General features: G+C 70.2%; 14 protein-coding genes and 1 pseudogene. 7 read left to right on the forward strand and 8 right to left on the reverse strand.

Annotated elements, in window-relative coordinates; all coding sequences use genetic code 11:
• Positions 1–334: helix-turn-helix domain-containing protein (locus tag ABZW30_RS41740; protein WP_355676539.1), on the forward strand; the 334-nt coding region annotated here is incomplete at its 5' end.
• Between the two features lie 103 nt (positions 335–437).
• On the opposite strand, the gene ABZW30_RS41745 is transcribed toward ABZW30_RS41740, so the two are convergent.
• A complete protein-coding gene (locus tag ABZW30_RS41745) occupies positions 438–740 on the reverse strand; it encodes a hypothetical protein (RefSeq protein WP_355676540.1) in 303 nt (100 codons plus the stop codon).
• 1061 nt (positions 741–1801) lie between these two features.
• Between ABZW30_RS41745 and ABZW30_RS41750 the strand changes: the two genes are divergently transcribed.
• On the forward strand, positions 1802–3139 hold the full coding sequence (locus tag ABZW30_RS41750) for a hypothetical protein (protein ID WP_355676541.1): 1338 nt from the start codon (positions 1802–1804) through the stop codon (positions 3137–3139).
• Between the two features lie 1862 nt (positions 3140–5001).
• On the opposite strand, the gene ABZW30_RS41755 is transcribed toward ABZW30_RS41750, so the two are convergent.
• Positions 5002–5634: a TetR/AcrR family transcriptional regulator gene (locus ABZW30_RS41755; RefSeq protein WP_355676542.1), complete on the reverse strand. Its 633-nt coding sequence runs from the start codon at positions 5632–5634 to the stop codon at positions 5002–5004.
• 137 nt (positions 5635–5771) lie between these two features.
• On the opposite strand from ABZW30_RS41755, the gene ABZW30_RS41760 reads away from it, so the two are divergent.
• Complete coding sequence (locus ABZW30_RS41760; protein ID WP_355676543.1) at positions 5772–6056, forward strand: hypothetical protein; 285 nt, start codon at positions 5772–5774, stop codon at positions 6054–6056.
• A 107-nt stretch (positions 6057–6163) separates the two neighbouring features.
• Positions 6164–7102 carry an alpha/beta hydrolase gene (locus ABZW30_RS41765; RefSeq protein ID WP_355676544.1) on the forward strand — a complete coding sequence of 313 codons (939 nt, stop codon included), beginning with the start codon at positions 6164–6166 and terminating at the stop codon, positions 7100–7102.
• A gap of 2190 nt (positions 7103–9292) precedes the next feature.
• Here ABZW30_RS41765 and ABZW30_RS41770 read toward each other — a convergent pair.
• Positions 9293–10049, reverse strand: a pseudogene (locus ABZW30_RS41770) (EamA family transporter); the annotation flags it as partial.
• Between the two features lie 209 nt (positions 10050–10258).
• A complete protein-coding gene (locus tag ABZW30_RS41775) occupies positions 10259–11110 on the reverse strand; it encodes a helix-turn-helix transcriptional regulator (protein WP_355676545.1) in 852 nt (283 codons plus the stop codon).
• Positions 11111–11197: 87 nt separating this feature from the next.
• On the opposite strand from ABZW30_RS41775, the gene ABZW30_RS41780 reads away from it, so the two are divergent.
• A complete protein-coding gene (locus ABZW30_RS41780; protein ID WP_355676546.1) occupies positions 11198–11998 on the forward strand; it encodes a glucose 1-dehydrogenase in 801 nt (266 codons plus the stop codon).
• Positions 11999–12795: 797 nt separating this feature from the next.
• Here ABZW30_RS41780 and ABZW30_RS41785 read toward each other — a convergent pair.
• Positions 12796–13392: a hypothetical protein gene (locus tag ABZW30_RS41785; RefSeq protein WP_355676547.1), complete on the reverse strand. Its 597-nt coding sequence runs from the start codon at positions 13390–13392 to the stop codon at positions 12796–12798.
• A 467-nt stretch (positions 13393–13859) separates the two neighbouring features.
• Between ABZW30_RS41785 and ABZW30_RS41790 the strand changes: the two genes are divergently transcribed.
• Together ABZW30_RS41790 and ABZW30_RS41795 are read left to right on the forward strand one after the other, a co-directional pair.
• On the forward strand, positions 13860–14882 hold the full coding sequence (locus tag ABZW30_RS41790) for a tyrosine-type recombinase/integrase (RefSeq protein WP_355676548.1): 1023 nt from the start codon (positions 13860–13862) through the stop codon (positions 14880–14882).
• Complete coding sequence (locus ABZW30_RS41795; protein ID WP_355676549.1) at positions 14882–16786, forward strand: tyrosine-type recombinase/integrase; 1905 nt, start codon at positions 14882–14884, stop codon at positions 16784–16786. The genes ABZW30_RS41790 and ABZW30_RS41795 overlap by 1 nt, the downstream gene beginning before the upstream one ends.
• 169 nt (positions 16787–16955) lie before the next feature.
• Here ABZW30_RS41795 and ABZW30_RS41800 read toward each other — a convergent pair whose 3' ends face one another.
• From ABZW30_RS41800 to ABZW30_RS41810, 3 genes are all read right to left on the reverse strand, one after another.
• Positions 16956–17489, reverse strand: coding sequence for a hypothetical protein (locus tag ABZW30_RS41800; RefSeq protein WP_355676550.1), 534 nt, complete (start codon positions 17487–17489; stop codon positions 16956–16958).
• A 196-nt stretch (positions 17490–17685) separates the two neighbouring features.
• Positions 17686–18168, reverse strand: coding sequence for an Imm21 family immunity protein (locus ABZW30_RS41805; protein WP_355676551.1), 483 nt, complete (start codon positions 18166–18168; stop codon positions 17686–17688).
• Positions 18169–18328: 160 nt separating this feature from the next.
• Positions 18329–18916 (reverse strand): hypothetical protein, encoded by a 588-nt coding sequence (locus tag ABZW30_RS41810; protein WP_355676552.1) that lies wholly within the window; start codon positions 18914–18916, stop codon positions 18329–18331.
• Between the last annotated feature and the right edge of the window lie 399 nt (positions 18917–19315).

The raw sequence follows: 19315 nt of genomic DNA on the forward strand, positions 1-19315 counted from the left end.
TATGCGCTATGCGGATGGGGGCGGGCTGACGGCGAAGGCACGTCAGCGCCGCGAGGCGGTGCGACTGGAGGCCGCCGCGTTGTTCGACGAAGGTGTCCCGCCGAGGGAGGTTGCCCGCAGGCTGCGGGTGACCGCGAAATCGGCCTACCAGTGGCACCAGGCCTGGCGGGAGGACGGGATCGGGGCGCTGGCCTCACGGGGACCGGGTGGGCAGCGATGCAAGCTGTCGGCGCGGTGCCGGGAGAAGCTCGCCGAATACCTCGAGCAGGGACCGGCCGCGCACGGCTGGAATGGAGGAGCAGGTAGCGCCCGACCCCCTGCGTTGCCGGCTTGACGTAGCGGTCGATGACGTCGAGCAGTTCGGGGTCCGAGGAACGAGGGAAGCGCATGAGGGCATCTTGGCGTTGCCAGCGGCCCATGGCCAGGGGTTTCTGCGTTCATGGGTGATCGACCGGAGGCGAGAGCTGCGGCTCACCGCGGTCGTCGAGGAGGCCTCTGATGCGATCGACGGTGCGCTGGTGACGCTCGACTTCGCGGTCCCAGCCGCGCGTTTCAGCGTCGATGACCAGCTGCTGTTCGACGCACAGGCGCTCGCGGAGCCGCGGAGCGTACTGCGGGGTGGTGATGAACTTCGCGCAGTTCAGGTAGAGGTCGCACTCGCAGGGGCCTTCCTGGGGTAGGCGCATACAACGGCCCAGCTCCAGTTCGGTCTTGTAGAAGTTCGTCTTGAGCCACTCCAAGGCATCTTGGTCAAGTCTTCCGGCGCGAAGGGTCTCGGCGAGCGGGCCAGCGATGACGGCGCCCGGCTGGAGGACGGCCTGGTAGTCGGCCAGGACGGTGGGGTCCGAGATGTGTAATGGTGGAGTCGGATATTGGAACTGCCCGAATGCCTGTGGATCTGGCCTGCGGGGCCCGCTCGCTAGTCTGTGCGAGTGATCGATCGAAAGCCCCTCGCCAGTACCGCCGGCTATGGCGAAGCCGCAGACACACTCGTCGAGCTGGCCCGTTACAGATCGGTATGACTCGGCAATCGGCCAACGCGGCGCTGGACTCGCTCCGGGATCTCTCCGCGCCTCGGAGTCCGACCGGCCGGGCCGGCACATCTTCCGTCCCAGTGGATTGATGATCAGCATCCACTGCACGCGAGACATGCTCGAAGCGATTGAGCTCGGAAGGCCGTCGGATCAGACAGACCGAGTCATTTTCCGGCGCCTGGACGTCTTCGCGATCCCGGACCGCGTCCGGACCCGGCAGTCAAGATCGGCAACGTCCACGGCCGAGCACCATAGCGCCCGCCCCCGACAGCCTCGGATACGGCACGGCCGGATTTCAGCGGGCGGCCGGGATCCGCGTGGCGGGCGCCGGTTCCACAGCATCCGGGCGTCCAGTGAGAGGCAGGGCCCGGCCTCCAGCCGTCGGGCTTCCTCCCCGGGCCCAGCGGTGGTCCAGCACAGCTCGATGCGGGCCCCGTCGAGGCCGCGCGGCCCCACTGCCTGGTGCGGGCCGCGCGGCCCGCTTCGGCCTCGGCCAGGCGCTCGCGCAGCCGGCCGGGGTCGGCCAAGGCCCGGTCCACGAGTGCCGCGTCGAGCAGCGCGGAGGCGAGGCCGCACTCGCCGTTGGGCCGCCCGCGGCAGACAGGAAAGCGGTGCCGTACAACCTCGAGCACTTCGGGACCGGCACACGGATCCAGGCCCGGCCTGTTCCTCCCCGGCGGTCGGGGCACCGGTGGAAACCGGGTTGCCCGGACGGCGGTCGGTCGGTGATCATTCTGAGGTCCTGACACCCCCAATCCTGGAGACACGTGGCCGCCGAACTGTCCAAAGCCTGGGAGCTCTTCGAGTCCGGTGACTCGCAGGGATCGATGCGGGTGCTGCGCTCCGCAGCAGACCGGCTCCCGCCCGCCGAGATGGCACCGCTGGTGGCCGAACTGGCCAAGGGCGCCGGTTTCGAGGACTTGGCGGAGGCTTCGACAGCGTTGACGGCCAGGCCCGGGGAGGCCGAGCGGCTCTACGCCTACGGCTATGCCTGCATCGAGCGCGGCATCGACGCGGTGGCTGTCCCCGCGCTGCGGGAGGCTTTGCGGTTGGTCCAGGCGCGGCCGGCCGTTCCGGTGCGCACCGGTCTGTTCCGCCGCAAGCCCAAGTCGCAGCCCGCCCGGCAGCTCGGCCTGCGCAGGGTTCTGCTGGAACTGGTCTCCGCCCTCGAAGGCTGCGAGCGGCACACCGAGGCGCTGGCCGTGCTGCGTGAGCACGACGCCCGGCTCGGTGACTGGCCGGATCGTTACCTGACGGTCTACAACGCGCTCATGTGCGGTCAGATCCTGCTGGCTCGGGAGGTGTACGAGGCGCTGCCCGCCCCCGAGGGGGTCTGGGTGGGCCCGGGGCAGCGGGTCGGGCGGATGCTGGAGCGGGCCGCGGCGCTGCCACCGGTCGACGAGCAGGACCTGCGCGGTTGGCACTACGTGCTCACCGGTGGCCTGCTCACCACCCTCTCACCGCACGGGTTCGACCAGGGCATGAGCGGCCGCTGGGCCTACCTGCAGGACGACTTCGGGCACTGCCGTTACGGTCTGGAACGGCTGCTCGCCGTTCTGGCCGCCACCGACCGCCGGCCCGCCTCGGTCGGACTACTGGCCGACCGGGGCAGCCGGGCACTCGGGCTGGCGGCCGCGCAACTGCTCGGGGTGCCGACGGCGCCGTACCAGCCGGGCACCCCGGGTGTGCTGGTGGTCGCGTACGACCTGAACGAGTGCGATCCCGCCGTGGTGGCGCAGCTGCACGAGCGGGCGGACGATGAGCTGCTCTTCGAGCACGCCACCTGCTGGACGGACCCGCCCGCCGTGACGGCCGATGTCTCCACCCTGCTGGGGCAGATCGTGAGCGCCCCGTGGGAACCCGGGCTGCAGTTCGACGAGGACGGCGGACCGCAGGAGGCCGAGCCCGACCAGCGCTCGGCCGAGGAGCTCGCCGAGGCGATCCTGGCCGCCGCCCCGACCGCCCCGGAAGGCGACGGCCGGACCCCTCCCGACGCGGAGGACACCCTCATGGCCTTCGCCACTCGCGCGGCAAACCGGCCCGCCACGGGCCCGCGCGACCGCATCCGCTCCGCCGGCCCGGTCCGCAGTTCCCGCTTCGCGTGACGCTCTGACCCCACCGGTGCGGTGCACGAAGGAGGCTGTGACCGGCGGCACCCGCATCACCGTCCTGCCCGGCACCGCACCACGACACGGCCCTGCCGACCGAACGTCAACAAGCCGGCCCGGTCCCGCCGCACACCCTCCCGTCGGCACCGGGCTTCCCGGTCCTGCGGTCCCCCGCGCGGGGCCGGCGGCCGGGGTGGCCACGGCGAGGGTCGCGGGGTCGTGGACGCGGGGTCGTGGATGGGCATGGAGTTCGCCTCGAGCGGAGGCCGGGCCCCCACCGTTGGTGGCGCGGACCCAGTTGGGGGGGTCAGTGGGCCGTCAGTTCCCGGAGCTGATGGGCGATGTCGCCGGTGGGCAGGGTGAACGGTCCGCACATCTCGTCGGTGCCGCCGGGAAGGTCGCCGACGGCCTCGCGCAGCGCGCTCGGCAGACCGGTGGTGTCCCGGATCGGCGGGCCGGTTTGTACGACAGGCGTGGGCAGTCCGCGACGTCGGGCAGGGAGGGCGGTAGGGGTTCCGAGGAAGCCCCTTCCTCCAGGCGGGCGGCCTGGTGGAACCAGTGGTCCGCGTCGCGCAGCTCGCCCATACGGATGTGGTGCAGGTGGAGGCAGTGGGCGGCGATGAGGTCCCCGTCCCCGGCCGCGGGTGCAGGCCGGACGGCGCTGCTCGCGCTCCGCCTGGCGCCACGCCTCTCCCGGGCCCGGGCGTGGGCGGCCTGCGCGGCTTCGAACAGCCGGTCGCCGTCCGGGTTGTCGAGCGCGGCCGCGAGGGAGTGCCGGCTGTCGCGGCCGAACCGGCACCAGATCGCGGCGTCAGCGCCGAAGCGGCGCAGCAGGCAGCCGGGCAGTGGCGACGATGGGGAGGGCGCGGTGGTGGTCGCGGGCAGTAGCGCTCTCTTCCTGACCGGCTGTGTCGAGCCCCGCTTCCACCGTAGGGGGAAGCGGGTTGTCACCACGCCGGTGCCCCCTGACCGGGCCCGCTGGCCTGCGGAAACGGGCCGATTCGTCGTCGGGGGCATGGAGGTGCCGGCGGAGATGTCCGCAGGCGCGGCGAGCGAGGTGGTGGGCCATCGGGTTGGTCTTCCGTCAGCAGGAGGCCGTTACCGGCACGGTGGCCGGCCCGGGCAGCCGGGCGAGCGCCCGGACGCGGCCGACGGTGCACACCACCCGCTTGTCCGCGGTCTGACCAACCCCCTTTGTCCGCCCCCTTGGCCAGCGTGTTGTCCCGCCCGATTCGCCCCGGTCAAGGGCTTTCCCCTCCCGGCATGTCCATGATCGACACCACAGTCGGCGACACGCGGTGCGGCGCCGGCCACACGGTGCCCCGCAACCGCTTTGCGGTGCGGGGCAAGGTCCGCGCGGTGTGGTGCGGACGCGCGGTGCGGCGTGCGGCGTGCGGCGTGCGGTGCGGATGCGCCGGACCCCTCGTCCAGGTGAAACACGCCGTCGTCCAGGAGAAACGCGCGGCCGCGTGCGGCCGGGTGCGCGCGGACCCTGCAGGGCCTGTCCATCGACGCGCGGCGCGCTGCTGGACTGTATCCATCGCGCGGCCGCGACGTCCGACCCGCTCCACCAGCGGGCGAGGTGCTCCCCCAGGGCACGGCACAGCAGGCGAGGGACGCGTCGGCGCAGGGGTTCGCCGCCGGTGGCGTCGGAGACGATGCTGCTGTCGATCAGGGCGGTCCGGATGCCGCGCCGGACGTCGTACTCCTCGATCTGCCTGCGCAACATGGGACGGGCACCGGCCGATCGCCACCTGCTCGTCATCGAGCGGTCAGCGCTCATGCTGCAGGACTCAGGACTGCCCGGAGGGTCGCGAGGCATTCCTCGGGATCCTCAACGCCACAGGTCGTCACTGGGGTCACAGCATGGACGGCCCGGGAAAGTCGTGGGTGCCGTCCTTCGACGCCGCCCGGGCGAGGGTGTCCGCCACCGTTGTGCATGCGAGGCGGGCGACGGATCGCAGCTCGGCGTCCGAGGTTCCGGCGCGGCTCAGTACGGCCAGCGACTGGTTGACAGCGACAACAAAGGTGGCGAGTTCGTCGAGCGTCCGGGTGTCGGCCGAGGAATCCTCCAGTGCTGCGCGGATCCGTTGGCGCTGCGTGTCGAGCAGGGCACGCACCTGGATGCTGTGCTCCTCTTTCAGTGTCGGCGCCTGCGCGGCGGACTGGGCGATGAGGCACCCCGCGGGGACCGACGGGTCTGCGATACGGCTCAGGGTGACGTCGAGGAACGCTTCGACCGCGCGCACCGGTTCACCGGGGTGGGCCGTCAGCGCCTGCGCGTACTGCGCGCCGTAGATCGACGCGTAGCGGTCGAGGCACTGACGGAACAGGGCGTCCTTGGTGCCGAAGGTGCCGTAGAGGGAGCCGCGGCCGAGACCGGTGGCGGACCCGAAGGCGTCGATTGAGGCGTCCGCGTATCCGCGCTGCCAGAACACTCGCATCGCCTGGTCGAGGGCCGCACCAACATCGAACTGCTTCCGGCCGGACACGGTGTGCACCTCTCGTCTCGCGAGTTCCGCTGCGAGCCTACCCCCATCTTGGATCGATCGGTCAAACTATCTTTGACTGATCGGTCCAAGATGCTTAACGTGATGAGCCCGTGGTTCCCGCCCCGAAAGGCCGCACGATGACCGACGACGCCGCATCAGACGTCCGCGCACACGCCGTTGCGCCCGTCGACGGACGCCGGCAGCGCGCAGGGTTCCGGCTCATGACCGCGGCGCACACCCTGGCCATGCCGGGCGGGACGCCGCCGATTCCGCCGTATGCATTCCGGGCGCCGCGGACGGGCTCCGGGGCCTTCACCACGACGCCGGTCTTCGCCGTCCGCGCCCTTGGGGCCGTGACCGCGTCGATGGCGTCCGCGTCGATGGCGTCCGCGTCGCTCGCCGGCCGTGCCGCCACCATCTGAGCGACCACCGCACCGCGCGACTCCGCCCACTCCCGGGCCCATCCCATGAAACCGCGACAGCCCCACCACAAAGGATGATCATGAAACTGTCATCACACCACCAGCCCATGCCCGAAGGCCCCGGTTCCGTCTCCCGGGCGCCGAACCTCCCGGACCGATTCACCGACACCTTCACCAGTCAGTACGTCGACACCGGCGAACTGCACCTCCACGCCGTCACCGGCGGCGAAGGACCCGCGCTGCTGCTGCACGCCGGCTGGCCCCAGACCTGGTACGCCTGGCGCCTCCTGATGCCCGCGCTGGCCCAGGACTTCCAGGTCGTCGCCGTCGATCCACGCGGCGTCGGGCTCTCCGACAAACCCCTGGACGGGTACGACACCGGCACCCTCGCACGCGACATGGTCGCGCTGATGGACGCACTCGGACATCAGCGCTTCGCCATGGTCGGTCACGACATCGGGATGTGGACCGGCTATGCCCTCGCCGCGGACCACCCTCACCGGATCGACCGTCTGGCCGTCGCCGAGGCCGCAATCCCCGGACTCTCCCCCACACCACCTCTCTTCGGCAGCCAGGAGGCCAACGACCGCCTCTGGCACTTCGCCTTCAACCGCCTCACCGACATCAACGAGCAGTTGATCAGCGGACGGGAACACCTCTACTTCGGCCACCAGTTCGCCACCAAATCCGCGAAGGCACTGCCCGACCACGCCGTCCAGCACTACATCGACACCCTCACCGCCGACCCGGAAGCCCGCCGATCCAGCTTCGAGTTCTACCGCGCACTCGACACGACCATCGAACAGAACCAGAAGCGCAAGACACGACGGCTGACCCTTCCCGTCCTGGCGATCGGGGGTGCGGAGAACCTCGGGGCATCGGTCGGCGCAACGATGAAGCTTGCCGCCGACCACGTGGAGAGCATCGTCCTGTCGGAATGCGGCCACTACCCTGCCGAGGAAGCCCCAGAGGCGATGCTGGCGGCGCTGACCGCCTTCCTGGCGCCCTACCGTGATACGGCGAACGCCAAGACCTCGCACAGGTAAGCAGTGCGGGGAGAGGAGATCTCCGACAGCCGCGGCGAAACGGTCCATGCCGCCGGCGTACACCCCCGCGCAGGCCGGCGCGATCCGAGGCCGGGCGTCCCGACGACCACAGCCCAGGTGCCGGCGCCGCCCGCCAGCGCCACCAGCAGCCCGGCATCGGCGACCTCGACCCCGGTCCCCGGGCACAGGGCCCCCGCCGGGGAGCAGCGGGACGAGTTCCCGGACGAGTTCCCGGTGGACCGGCAGGAGCGGGATGGCGGTGCCCATGCACAGCCGGCCGGCGCCACGGCGGCCATGTGCACGGCCAACACCTCGCGGAACCCCTCGTGCTCGCCGAGCGAGCGGGGAGGCTGCAGGCCCTCGACGCCGGGACCCGCAGGACCTCGGCGGCATAGGCGGCCCAGTCGCCGGCGGATGCCTTCTGCCACTGGACGGCGACTTGGATGTGGATGCCGAGCATGCGGGCCAGGATCGCGGCCGGGACTTCTTCGGCGAGGGCGAACAGGGCTGTGGATCGGGCCTGGCCAGGTTGGATCCCAACGTTGGTCAGTCGTTGGGCGAGACGAGCGGCGCTGACGTGTTGGCCTGGGCGTTGCCCTGGAAACAACCAGGGCGTCTGGTCGGTGTGTCCGATCACTGTGTAGGGGCGGCGTGTTGCGATCAGGTCGCGGACCAATGCGGCGAGCGGTTCGGGCAGGACGGTCGGGGAGGTTCCCAGCTGGATCGAAACCCGGCCGTTCGCCTCGCTGACCTGGTCGACGGTGAGGGTGCTGATGGCGCTGAGCCGTTGAGCGTAGAAGAGCAGGAGTAGTCCGGCGACTCGGTCGGCTGTGGTCAGCGTTGCGTCGTGGAGGAGTCTGCGAGCGTTGTCCCACCGGCCTTCGGAGTCGTGGGGGCCGACTGGGCCCTGCCAGCGCTCGGCGCCGAAGGTCAGCCCCTTGGCCAGCCGGTTCTTGGTTGCCCAGCGGATGAAGTGGCCGGTCTGGTCGCGGTGGCTGAGGTCCTCGCGTGCTTTCCAGTGGTCCAGGTCGGGCTGGGTGCAGGTGGTGGGGGTCAGACCGCTGCCGGTCAGCCAGTCCAGGAAGTTGACGGCGGCGGTGATGTGGCTGCGGACGTTGGCGATCTGCAGGTGGGTGGCGTGGCCGGTGCCCAGGCGGCCTCGCAGGCGTCGGAGGTGGTGCCAGACCGCGTAGCGGTGCAGTATCGCGCGTTCTTCGTGATCGTCACGGGATGCGAGGGTTCGGGATGTCCAGCGTTCGAGTGTGACGAGTCGCTCGTCGCGGTCGGGCAGCATGCCTCCGGCGACGAGAACGGCCCGCAGATGTTTAAGGGTCTTGCCGGGTGCGAGCTCGTCGAGGACGTCGTGGGTCACCGCGCGTTGGTCGGCTGCGATCTCCTTCAGCAGCCCGGCGACGGCTGGCCGCGACAGCCAGGCGACGGCGGTGACCGGCCGGTCGATACCGATCAACGCGGACTGCAGCGGGGCCAGTTCCCGGCGAACGGACCCGTCGGGGCCGGCGAACAGCTCGTCGGCGCGTTGGGTGAGAGTGCAGCGGTGGCAGGGCCTGTGCGCGCTGGTCTGCCAGGTGGTTTTGCAGATCGGGCAGCGTTCCCAGAAGTCTGGGTCGGGGTTGAGGCACTTCGCGCACAGCGGTGCCTTTCGTGTGCCGCCGCGGATCGAGGCGATGGTGTGGCAGCCGCTGCAGCGGGCCCACCAGGATTGGCACCGGTTGCACCACGGTTCGCCGGTCGCGGCGGAGATCTCGCAGAGTGTCGATCGCCCGCAGATCCCGCAGGTCGCGGCGGTGCGAGGTCGGCAGTGCCCGCACCAGGGGCCGTCCGGGGTGCGGGCCGCGACGCGTCGTCGGCGTCCGCAGCCATGACAGTCTTCGAGGTTGATCGGATCGCTGCTGAGGCAGTTCGGACACAGCGGGCAGCCCTGGGCATCGCGGGTCGCCGGTTCGCGGACGGCTCCGCAGCCAGCGCAGGGCACCGCCCGGTGGTGCGCGAAGCACGTGCGGCAGACCCGCTGCCCGTCCAGCAGCTTGGACAGTGCCACCGTCCGACCGCAGCGCGGGCACGACGGTCGCGCGATGTTACTCGCGCCCGCCTCGAGGAGTTCGTCGATGAAGCGCAGGACTGCCGGGGTGGGGGCGTCGCTGCCCGCGCCGGTCAGCAGCGAGGGCTGGTTCACGATCGCCCAGGCCAGCCGACGCTGCCCGGCCGGGCGGGTATGGATGTTGAAACCGAGTCGCGTGAGCGGGTCGGGGCGGGAAGCTGTCCCGCGACGATCGCGGCGAGTGAGAGCGCGAACCCTACGAGCTGGATCGGGCCGAGTGTCTGGCCGAGCAAGACGGCGCCGAGAACTGCGGCAACCAGAGGCGAGAGCAGGACGAGAACCGCGACAGAGGTGACGGGCAGTGTGGTGATGCCGCGGAACCACAGGACATAGGCGATCAGACCGCCAATCAGACCCAGCCAGAGGTAGCGCAGGGCCGCCGCCGGGTTGACTGCAGGAGGTGGCCCCTCAGCAAGAAATGTGACAGGCACCAGGAATAGGCCTCCTGCGGTGAGCTGCCAGCCGGCGAAAGCGGTGGGACTGGCCTCGGCGGGGCGTCCCTATCGCTTGGTGAGCGTCACCCCGAGCGCCATTGAGGCCGCGTTGCCCAGACCCGCCACGATCCCCACGATGTCGAGGGCCGCGTTCGGTCCGATCACCACCAAGCCGACGCCGACCACGCCGGCTACTCCCCAGGCGATTCGCCAGGCTGAGGGGCGCTCGTGCAGGACGATCGCGGCCAGAGCGGCGACGATGAGCGGCTGGGCCCCCTGGCAGGCGCTCGGCCGCGGTGAAGAGCAAGGGAAAGCACACCCCGATATTCAGTACGCCGAGCGCCGCGGCTTTCCCCCACCACGCTCCGCGCGGCAAAGTCCGGGTGATCGCCAGGGGGCACGGGTGCCGGGCATCGGCGGTTCAAGGCCGTCGGCGTGTCGAAGCGTGGTGAATCAGACGGCGGCACTTCGCCGTTCCGTGCGCCCTCGTACTGTCGGCGCATGTGGCTCGCGATCCGCTCATCCCAGCTGCGGCGATGGGAAGTGCCTCGGGAGCATTGGTCCTCGGATGCGCCGTTGACGGCTCATGACCGAACAGGCACCTCAGAGCGTGACATCCATGCACTGGGTGCCGATGACCGAGAGCAGCCGCAGCGCCTCCTCGGACGGCGAGCCGGGCACGGCGGTGTAGAGCACCATCTGCTGATCGCGTTCGGGGATCTCGAGCACGTCGCAGTTGACTGTGATCGGGCCGACGACCGGGTGCTGGAACGTCTTGACCAGCGTGTGCTCGGCGCTCACGTCGTGGGAGGCCCAGAACTGGACGAACTCCTCGCTTCCGGCAAGCAGCTCCGCCACCAACGCGGCCACCTCGGGATCGTCCGGGTATCGTGCGGCGGTGGCGCGCAGCCGTCGGGCGGAGGTGCGCGCGAACGAGTCAGCGTCCGACACGCCGTACAGCCGCTGACCTAGCGGCCGCGACCCGAGGAAGACCCGTCGCACCAGGTTGCGTTCGCGGCGTGGCACGGCGGAGAAGTCCTCCATCAAGGCGGCCGCGAGGTCGTTCCAGGCGATCACCTCGTACGCCGCAGACGTGACGAACGCGGCGGTCAGCGGCAGTCGGTTCAGCAGGTCGAGGCTGCTCTGGCGCACCTCGCGCGAGAGGCCGGGCGCCGGGCCAGGCGGTTCGCCGGCGAGGTGGTGCAGGTGGTCGCGCTCGGCGTCCGACAGGCGCAGGGCCCTGGCGATGCCGACCAGCACCTCGCGCGACGGGCGCGGGGCGCGGGCCTGCTCAAGCCGCGTGTAGTACTCGGTCGAGATGTAGGCGAGCGTCGCGACCTCCTCGCGGCGCAGCCCCGGAGTGCGGCGGCGCGGCCCGGCCGGCAGGCCCACGTCGGCCGGGGTGATCCGCTCGCGCCTGCTGCGCAGGAAGGCCGCCAGCTCTCGTCTGTCCACGCCTTCAGTGTGCACAGGCGACGCGGACCCTATCCAGGTACCGCCGATGCCTGGATCTGCTCCGCCGCCGGGCGCAGGCTGTCTGCCATGAACAACACCGCTTCCACCAGCGCAAACACGGTACGTAGTCCCGGCCTACTGTCCGACAAGGTCGCCTTCGTCACCGGTGCCGGTCGCGGTATCGGCGCCGCCGCGGCACGCCTGTTCGCCCGCGAGGGCGCACGGGTGCTGCTCGCGGCTCGCACGGAGGAGCAGCTGAAGGAGGTGACCGGGCAGGTCAGGGACGCGGGCGGCATCGCGGACTACGTGGTGTGCGACCTGGCCGACGCCGCCAGCGTGCGCGCCGCCGTCGACCGCACCGTGGAGCTGTACGGACGCCTTGACGTCGCCTTCAACAACGGCGCCGCGATCCAGCAACCCGGCCCGATGGACCAGCTGCCCGAGGCCGACTTCGACTACATCTGCGCCGTGAACCTCAAGGGCCCGTGGCTGTCCATGGTCGCCGAGATCGCGGCCATCCGCGCGACCGCAGGGACGGGGGCCATCGTCAACAACTCCAGCGTCGGCAGCCTGATGGGCAACCCCGAGCTGCCCGCCTACGGCGCGATGAAGCGGGCCGTCAACAGCCTGACAGAGTCCGCCGCCATCACCTACGGCCCGGAAGGCATCCGGGTCAACGCGATCGCCCCCGGCAACACCCGCACCGAGATGATCCGCGACTGGGAAGCGACGTCGCCCGGCCTCAGCGAGCGGCTCGCGGCCCACACCCCGATGCGCCGCTCTGCCGACCCCGACGAGATCGCCCAAGCCGCGGCCTGGCTGCTGAGCGACCGCGCCTCCTTCGTAACCGGCACGATCCTGCGCGTAGACGGCGGCGCCCGCGCCTGACCGTTCTTGCATATGCGCCCGGGTGGTCGGCGCGTACTTCGGACCGCGGCTCGGGTTGCCCGTCACCGGGTTCGCCTCCCCCGGCACCGGGTGGGCCGCTGGACGCGGCACCTGCGGCCGCTCGGCACCCTGGTGGCACCAGTGGGTGCGCACCGGCTTGTCCGCCAGTTGCATCCAGAGCGCGAAGTCACGCGCGTGCTCCCGGCGCGCCCGACCCCACACCACCTCGACCGCCCACAGGTCGCCACCAGCGCAGCGGGTCCACACCGTACGAGCGCAACGTGGTCGCCGGGCTGCCGGCCGCCTACAGGTCAGCCAGGAACTCCATGACAGGGGCGACACTCGCCGTCCGGACCGAACAGCCGATACGGCTCCCGCGGATCGTCAGTCCGCAACAGCCAACCCACGTCGGGTACGACGAGATCCTTCACGCCCGGGTTCGGCCCCATGCCGTGAACCATGCCCGGGAAGCTAGCAGAAACCAAACCCCTGACCTGCACAAACGGAGCTTTTGGTTCGGCCAGAGCTTCCGCCGCAAGGCATTGCTGTTGCAATAGAACAAACGTCATGAACTGGGAAGACAGTCAGTTCAACCGCGCGAACCGTTGATAGCCGGAGGAGCCCCTGCCGGGGCTTCCGCGCGGCTGGAAGCCCAACACGCCCGGCGGAAGGGCATTACCGCCGCCGTCCGGCTGGACGCAGCGAAGCGGGCGCGGCACCGCCGGATCGGCCGAAGGCCGATGCCCAGCGTGCCAGGCGACGGCCAGCCGGAGTGATCGGGAGCGCCGCCCACGACGCTACAGTCGCGGTATCGCCTCCAGATCCTTGTTGTCCTCATCAAGGCTTTCGGGTAGCGCGCACCCGTGACGCGAGCCCAAACCGAGCTCCCAGATACGCGGATCAGCCTGGCGAACCACCTTCGCAAGCCCATCGAGCACGCCCAACACTCTCTCCTCGCTCAGATGGACCACGTCCCCTACATCGGGGCGTTGCCAATCCTCCAAGAGGGTGACTTCTACGGGATGAAGTAGAGCCACGACTCCGGTCTGTTGGGGAGCCGGTGATTCTCCGGCGAGATCGGGAGCCAGTCGGTGTGATGGTGTGGAACATGCCGCTTTCGGAGTAATCGCGGGGGCTTGCGCCGTCTGGCCGTCACGCTGTGCCTGTTGATCACGGTCCAGGTCAGGGAGACCGCTGGTGCACAGGTCACGGGAGTGGCTGTTCGAGAGGATCCGCCGGGCCAAGCGTGAGCAAGGGCTGTCGGGGCGGGAGCTCGCCGTGCGGTTCAAGGTGTCGCGGAACACGGTGAAGAAGGCGTTGGAGTCGCCGGTGCCGCCGAAGCGCAAGTCGCCGCCGCCGCGCAAGAGCGTGCTGGAGCCGGTGAAGGGCTTCATCGACGCGATGCTGCGCGAGGACCTGGACGCTCCGGCGAAGCAGAAGCACACGATCCCGCGGATCATCGAGCGTCTGGCCGCGGAGCACGACTTCGAGCTGGCCCGGCCCACCACGGTCTGGGACTACGTGTCCAAGCGGCGCCCGGAAATCCGCGCGGAGGCCCTGGAGGGACGCCGGCACCTGGACGGGATGGTGCCGCAGGCGAAGAAACCGGGCGAGGAGGCGGAGGTCGACTTCGCGGACTTCTGGCTGGACCTGGCCGGGCAGCGGCGCAAGTGCGTGCTGTTCACGCTGCGGCTGTCCTACTCGGGCAAGGCGGTGCACCGGGTCTATGCAACCGCATCCCAGGAGGCGTTCCTGGAAGGGCACGTGGAGGCGTTCACGGTGCTGGGCGGTTATGTGGGTGACACCTCTTCCCCGATCTCGTGTTTCCGGTCAGGATGGTCGCTCCCGTCGAGGAGCGCGGATGGCCTGGCAGCCGGAGTTGGTACGACGCGTCGATGCCGCGGGCAACCCCACGGCGTCACTGGGGCACGCCCTGGTCGACGACTACCTGGAGTTCGTGGCGGCCCGCTGCCGCCCCAACACTCTTCTGGCTACCGCCTACGACTTGAAGGTCTTCTTCTCTGCGGTGCCCAAAGAGCCGGCCGACGTCGTCACCGCAGACATCTTCGCGTTCATCACCGCACAGAAGGCACCGCGCCGCGGGCCGAAGGTCATCCGGCTCGAGGACGGTGAGGCTGGGTTGTCGGCGCGAACCATCAAGCGTCGACTCGCCAGCGTCTCGGGGCTGTTCGGCTACCTCATGACCCGCGACGACGTGGCCGTTCAACGCAATCCGGTGCCAGTGGGGCTGGCCAACCGGAGGCGGAGCGGCAATCGCGGGGCACCGCTGCTGCGCACGCCGCGCACTCTGCCCCGCGTTCTTGGCCCGGGCGAGGTCGAGGCGGTGCTGGGCGCGCTGAACACCGCGCGGGACCGGGCCATGGTCCTGGCGATGCTCTTGGGCGGCCTGCGTCGCTGCGAGGTGCTCGGTCTGCGGCTGGGGGACCTCTCGCCGGGCAAGCGTCGGGTCTTCATCAGCGAGGGCAAGGGCGGCCATCAGCGTCTGATACCGATGTCCGCGCAGTTCTTCGCCGCGGTCGGCGACTACCTGGACCGTGAGCGTCCCCCTGCCGAACACGACCGGCTGTTCGCAGTGCTGCGCGGGCCGACCCGCGGCAAGCCGCTGTCTGCCGCCGGCCTGGACGAGATCCTCGAGGGCGTCCGGAGACTGACCGGACTGCCACGGCTGACCTGCCATCAGCTTCGTCATACCTGTCTGACCCGGCTGCGGGAGGCGGGCATGGCACTGGAAGCGGTGCAGGCCCAGGCCGGACACCGCTCCATCGAATCGACCCGGATCTACATCCACCTGGCCAACAGCTGGCTCGCCGAGCAGTACCTGCAGGCCAGCGCCGCCATCGACGCAGACAGGACGGGCGTCTGATGCGTCGGGCCCGCGCCGCGGCCCTGCCGATCGTGCGGCCTCACCTCGTCGAGTACTACCTCGCCCACCGAGCCGCCCAGGGCATGAACACCGACCACAAGGTCCGCTGGGGCGCACGTGCTCTGCTCGCCGCCGTCCCGGATCTCGCGGACTTCGCCGGCCTGCCACTGGAACGCCAGCTCGCCTTCAACCACGAGACGCACCGGTTCATCAGCTGGCTCGCGGTGACCGGACGCCTCCAGCCCGGCGCGGACTACCTGGTCGCCCGGCGCCCGCGCCTGGGCATCGTGCTGGCCCGCACCGATCCCGAACTGCACCTGCGCTTCATGGAGACCGCGCGCTCGCTCGGCTTCCGCGACACGGTCGCGATGACCCAGTTCAACCTGCTGGCCCACTTCGTCGCGCTGTTCGGCCGACAGCCGCACGAGCTGCGGCAAGCCGACTGGGACAAGGGGCGGCACCTGCTACTCGAAGCAGCCCGCCGCATACCCAGCCGCGGGGTGAAGGCCCTCTCGACGGCCCTGTTCAATCTCGAGGCGACCCTGTTCCACTGCAGCCTGTCCGACCAGCTGCCACGAAGGCGCTCTCCGGACCGGGCCGACATGCGGGCCCAGGAGTGGGCCCGCGTCCCGGCCAGACTGGCGCAGACCATGCAGCACTACCTGCAGCAGATCGGCGGCACGCTGCGGCCGGGCACCGTGAAGAACGCCGAGCTGACGCTGCGGGAGTTCGCCCTGCTGGTGGCCGACGAGGACGCGACGGTGGGCTGCGTGGCCGACCTCAAACGGCGGCACGTCGAACGCTACCGGCAGTGGCTGCTGGAACGGCCGGCCGCGCGCGGCGGGCCACTGCACCGGCACACCGTCCGCGACCGGCTGAGCAAGCTCCGCGGATTCTTCCGCCGCCTGGACGAGTGGGACGCCGACGACCGGCCGCCCCGCCAGTTGGTGTTCGACAGCGATTTCCCGATCGCGGACGAGCCGCTGCCTCGCTTTCTCGACGACGCGGCGGCCGCCAAGCTGCTGGCCGCCGCCCGCCAGGATCCCGATCCGTTCACCCGGCTGGCCATCGAGATCCTCGCCCGCACCGGGATGCGCCGCAGCGAGATGCTCGGCCTCACGATCGACGCGGTGGTCCAGATCGGCTCCGCCTACTGGCTGCGCGTCCCGGTCGGAAAGATGCACACCGACCGCTACGTCCCTCTCCATCCGCAGCTGAAGACGCTGCTGGACGACTGGCTGCTGCACCGGCCCGAGGGCCTGCGGTCGAACCTGCTGTTCACCGACCACGGCCGCCCGGTGAACGCCTCCCGCATCGAGGCAGCGGTCCGGATGGCTGCGGAACGGGCAGGCCTCGGCCGGGTCACCCCGCACCAACTCAGACACACTCTGGCCACGCAGGCGATCAACCGCGGCATGTCCCTGGAGGCGATCGCCGCTCTGCTCGGTCACCGATCGCTTTCCATGACGCGTGTTTACGCGCGGATCGCCGACCGGACGGTGGCAGACGAGTACTTCGCCGTCTCGGAGAAGGTCGAGGCGCTCTACGACGCCCCGCGTCGGCTGCCGGCCGACGCGGAGGGAACGGAGATGGCCAAGCTCCGACGGGAGATGCACCGCCGGATGCTCGGCAACGGCTACTGCGCGCGCCCCGTCGAGATGGACTGCCACTTCGAGTCGATCTGCGAGTCCTGCACGTTCTTCGTCACCACCATCGAATTCCGCCCCACCCTCGAGCGCCAACGGGACGACGCGGCGGCCAAGGGACAGGTCGCCCGCGAGCAGATCTTCGATGGGCTGCTCAGCCGACTGGACGGAGAAGCGTCCCGATCCCCTCCTACTGGCGGGAGGTTATTTCGACCGTGCACTATTTCCCTTGAGTGTCCGCACACCATGAGTGGCTAATCGGGCTCTTCTGCTGGACCTGTGGGTGAGGTCATGCGAGTTGGCGGCGGGGTAGGGTCGGGCGGTTGCCGCCGAGGCAGAGCATGACGAGAGCGATGACTGCGAAGGAAGTTCGGGACCTGCTGACAGCTTCCCGCGGGTCTGGCCCGATCCATTCGCCGGTGCCGGCTCAGCGGCAGCGCCGCGCCCAGTAGGCGTAGGTGACGGCCAGCAGCAGCGGGCCCCACAGGACCAGCAGGCTCTGGCAGCACACTGCCAGTACCCGCCACGCGTTGTTGGTGTAGTGCAGGCCGGGGATGACACCGAGGATCCCGAGCGACCACTCGACCAGTACGCCGGTCAGCAGCAGCCCGCCGAGGGTCGCCGGCACGATCGCCGCGGCCGGCGCTACCCGCCGGCCGCCGATCACCGGGACCCAGCCGGGCACGACCTCGCCCCACCCGCGCACCAGGCCGAGGGAGAGCAGGGCGAGGCACTCCGAGACCGTGCTCAGGGTGAAAACGTACGGCGCGATCTCCCACCAGCTGTACGTCTTGTCCTGCACCGTCCCCATGGTGAAGCCGAACGCGAACGGCAGCCGCCACAGGCACGCGGGCAGTCCGACCAGGGGGATGGCCCGCGCCATAGCGGCGGCCCAGCGCGGAACGGGTCGCTCGGTGCCTCCTGCGGGGGGAGCGGCCGAGGGCATTGTCGTCGTCTTCACGCTCACATCCTTCGGCGTCAGCCGATTCGCCGGCATCGTCCTGGTGGACGATGCCGGTGCCTCTGCAGGGGGACCCGCATCTCGGTCAGTTCGATGGCCGAGGCAGAAGCTGGATCACGCCCACCGAGACGTCCTCGATCGGTGAGGCGTGGACGGCGCGGACCATCCAGCTGCCGGGCCGGAGCGGGACGGGGGCCTACTGCGGCATGCCTCCGCCGTTCGGGTACTCGACACCCAGCTCGGCCCCGGCTGTCACGGAGTCCATGAGCACCACCGGGCCGTCCGTCTCCCAGATGCCGCACTCCTCCCACGCGGTGGTGGGGTCGGCAAGCATCGCCTTGGCAGCGGCGATCAGATCGGCCTCGCTGTTGGCGCCCAGCCAGCGGACGAAGGCTTGGTGTTCCGGCAGATAGCAGCTGCTGGCCGGCTCGTCCGCAAGGACAAGTCCGCAGGCGCCTCCTTCGCCGATGGCAATCACCTTGGCCAGACCCTCCACCTCGCAGGCGCGGTCGTAGTCGTCCAGGTCATCCCCGTCGCCGATGACCATCCCCGACTCTGTGCAACCACGCCACTGGGCCAGTGCGGAAACCGGAACTGCTATCAGCGGGCCGCCCATCGACTCGACCCAGACGGGGGACGGCTCGCGTGAGCTGGCGGTGGTGGAGGAGAACGTCTTCACGACGCCAGTGTCCTCTCGGCCACTGACAACGAGATCTCGGGCCGATCAGCACAACCGGTGGCTTGACATCGAGACCCGCATATTAGAGGTGTCCCGCGCCGTCTGGTGCCGGACAACCTGAAGACCGGGGTGGACAAGCCCGATCTCTACGACCCGCAGATCAACAAGTCGTATGCCGAACTCGCCTCGCATTATGGGACGTTGGTGGACCCGGCCAGTGAAGTTCCTCCTTGTCGCGCTTGACCCGCACCGGCACAGTGCGCTTCCGGTCCGAGCCGAGAGGCGGCATGAGGACGGATGCGGAGCCTGCCCGGTCCAGCACGGTCACGCCGTAGCCGGGGATGTCGGGGTCGAGGGGCTTGCCTCCGCGGACCACGATGGGGGCGGAGCCGCTCATGCCGAAGCTCGTGTCCGGAGATGTCCCGCCCGGGCGCAGTTCTTTGTCGGTGCCGTTGTCGTAGGTGACGGTGAGGCTGTAGCTGTTGTCGGGTTCCCGGTGCGGTGGGCTCACGGTGATCGTCAGGCCGTCGTCGTAGTGGGCGGTCGTGCCCGGGCGGAGGGGTTCGGCCACGCTTCCGGAAAGGTCTTCGAGGTGCCCGTGCTCGGTCAGGCTGTTCTCGAACTTGGCCAGTGCCACGCCTCCCAGGACGACCAGGGCGGTGAGGACGGTCATCACGATCCCGCAGCCGGTGGCCCAGCGCGGGTTACCCGAGGCCGGGGGATTCTTGGGAGTCGAGTCCGTGTCCATGCAGGTCACGATAGAAAGCAGCCAGCACAGACTCATGAGCGAACGTACTCAACAACCGGCTGAGTAGTACCGGGGCCGACCCCGCACCCAGCCGGGGAGGGGGTGCCGTAGTGTTCATCCCCTCCGTCGTCGCCGCAGCCCCCCGCCTTGGTGCAGCGCGGGCCGTCCCCCATTCGCCAGCAGTCACTGCACGATGAACATGCACAGCGGGCGCTGAAGCTTCCAGCCCAGGCTCCGAAGGTTCCAGACCAGGCCTGTGCAGAGTTGACTGTGCGAAGGACCGTGGCCGTGTGTCCCGGCCGTCGGGGGGGGGGGGCCCCCCCCCCCCCCGCCCGGGCGGCCCCCCCCCCCCCGGGGGGGGGGGGGGGGGGGGGGGGGGGGGGGGGGGGGGGGCCGGGG

It is taken from the genome of Kitasatospora sp. NPDC004669, from assembly GCF_040609455.1.
Taxonomy (GTDB): domain Bacteria; phylum Actinomycetota; class Actinomycetes; order Streptomycetales; family Streptomycetaceae; genus Kitasatospora.

Bases quoted from the DNA above. Each gene is read 5' to 3' on its own strand.
- ABZW30_RS41760 (WP_355676543.1), top strand. From the start codon at position 5,772: ATGACCGACGACGCCGCATCAGACGTCCGCGCACACGCCGTTGCGCCC.
- ABZW30_RS41765 (WP_355676544.1), top strand. From the start codon at position 6,164: ATGCCCGAAGGCCCCGGTTCCGTCTCCCGGGCGCCGAACCTCCCGGAC.
- ABZW30_RS41780 (WP_355676546.1), top strand. From the start codon at position 11,198: ATGAACAACACCGCTTCCACCAGCGCAAACACGGTACGTAGTCCCGGC.
- ABZW30_RS41785 (WP_355676547.1), bottom strand. From the start codon at position 13,392: ATGAAGCCCTTCACCGGCTCCAGCACGCTCTTGCGCGGCGGCGGCGAC.
- ABZW30_RS41790 (WP_355676548.1), top strand. From the start codon at position 13,860: ATGGCCTGGCAGCCGGAGTTGGTACGACGCGTCGATGCCGCGGGCAAC.
- ABZW30_RS41795 (WP_355676549.1), top strand. From the start codon at position 14,882: ATGCGTCGGGCCCGCGCCGCGGCCCTGCCGATCGTGCGGCCTCACCTC.
- ABZW30_RS41810 (WP_355676552.1), bottom strand. From the start codon at position 18,916: ATGGACACGGACTCGACTCCCAAGAATCCCCCGGCCTCGGGTAACCCG.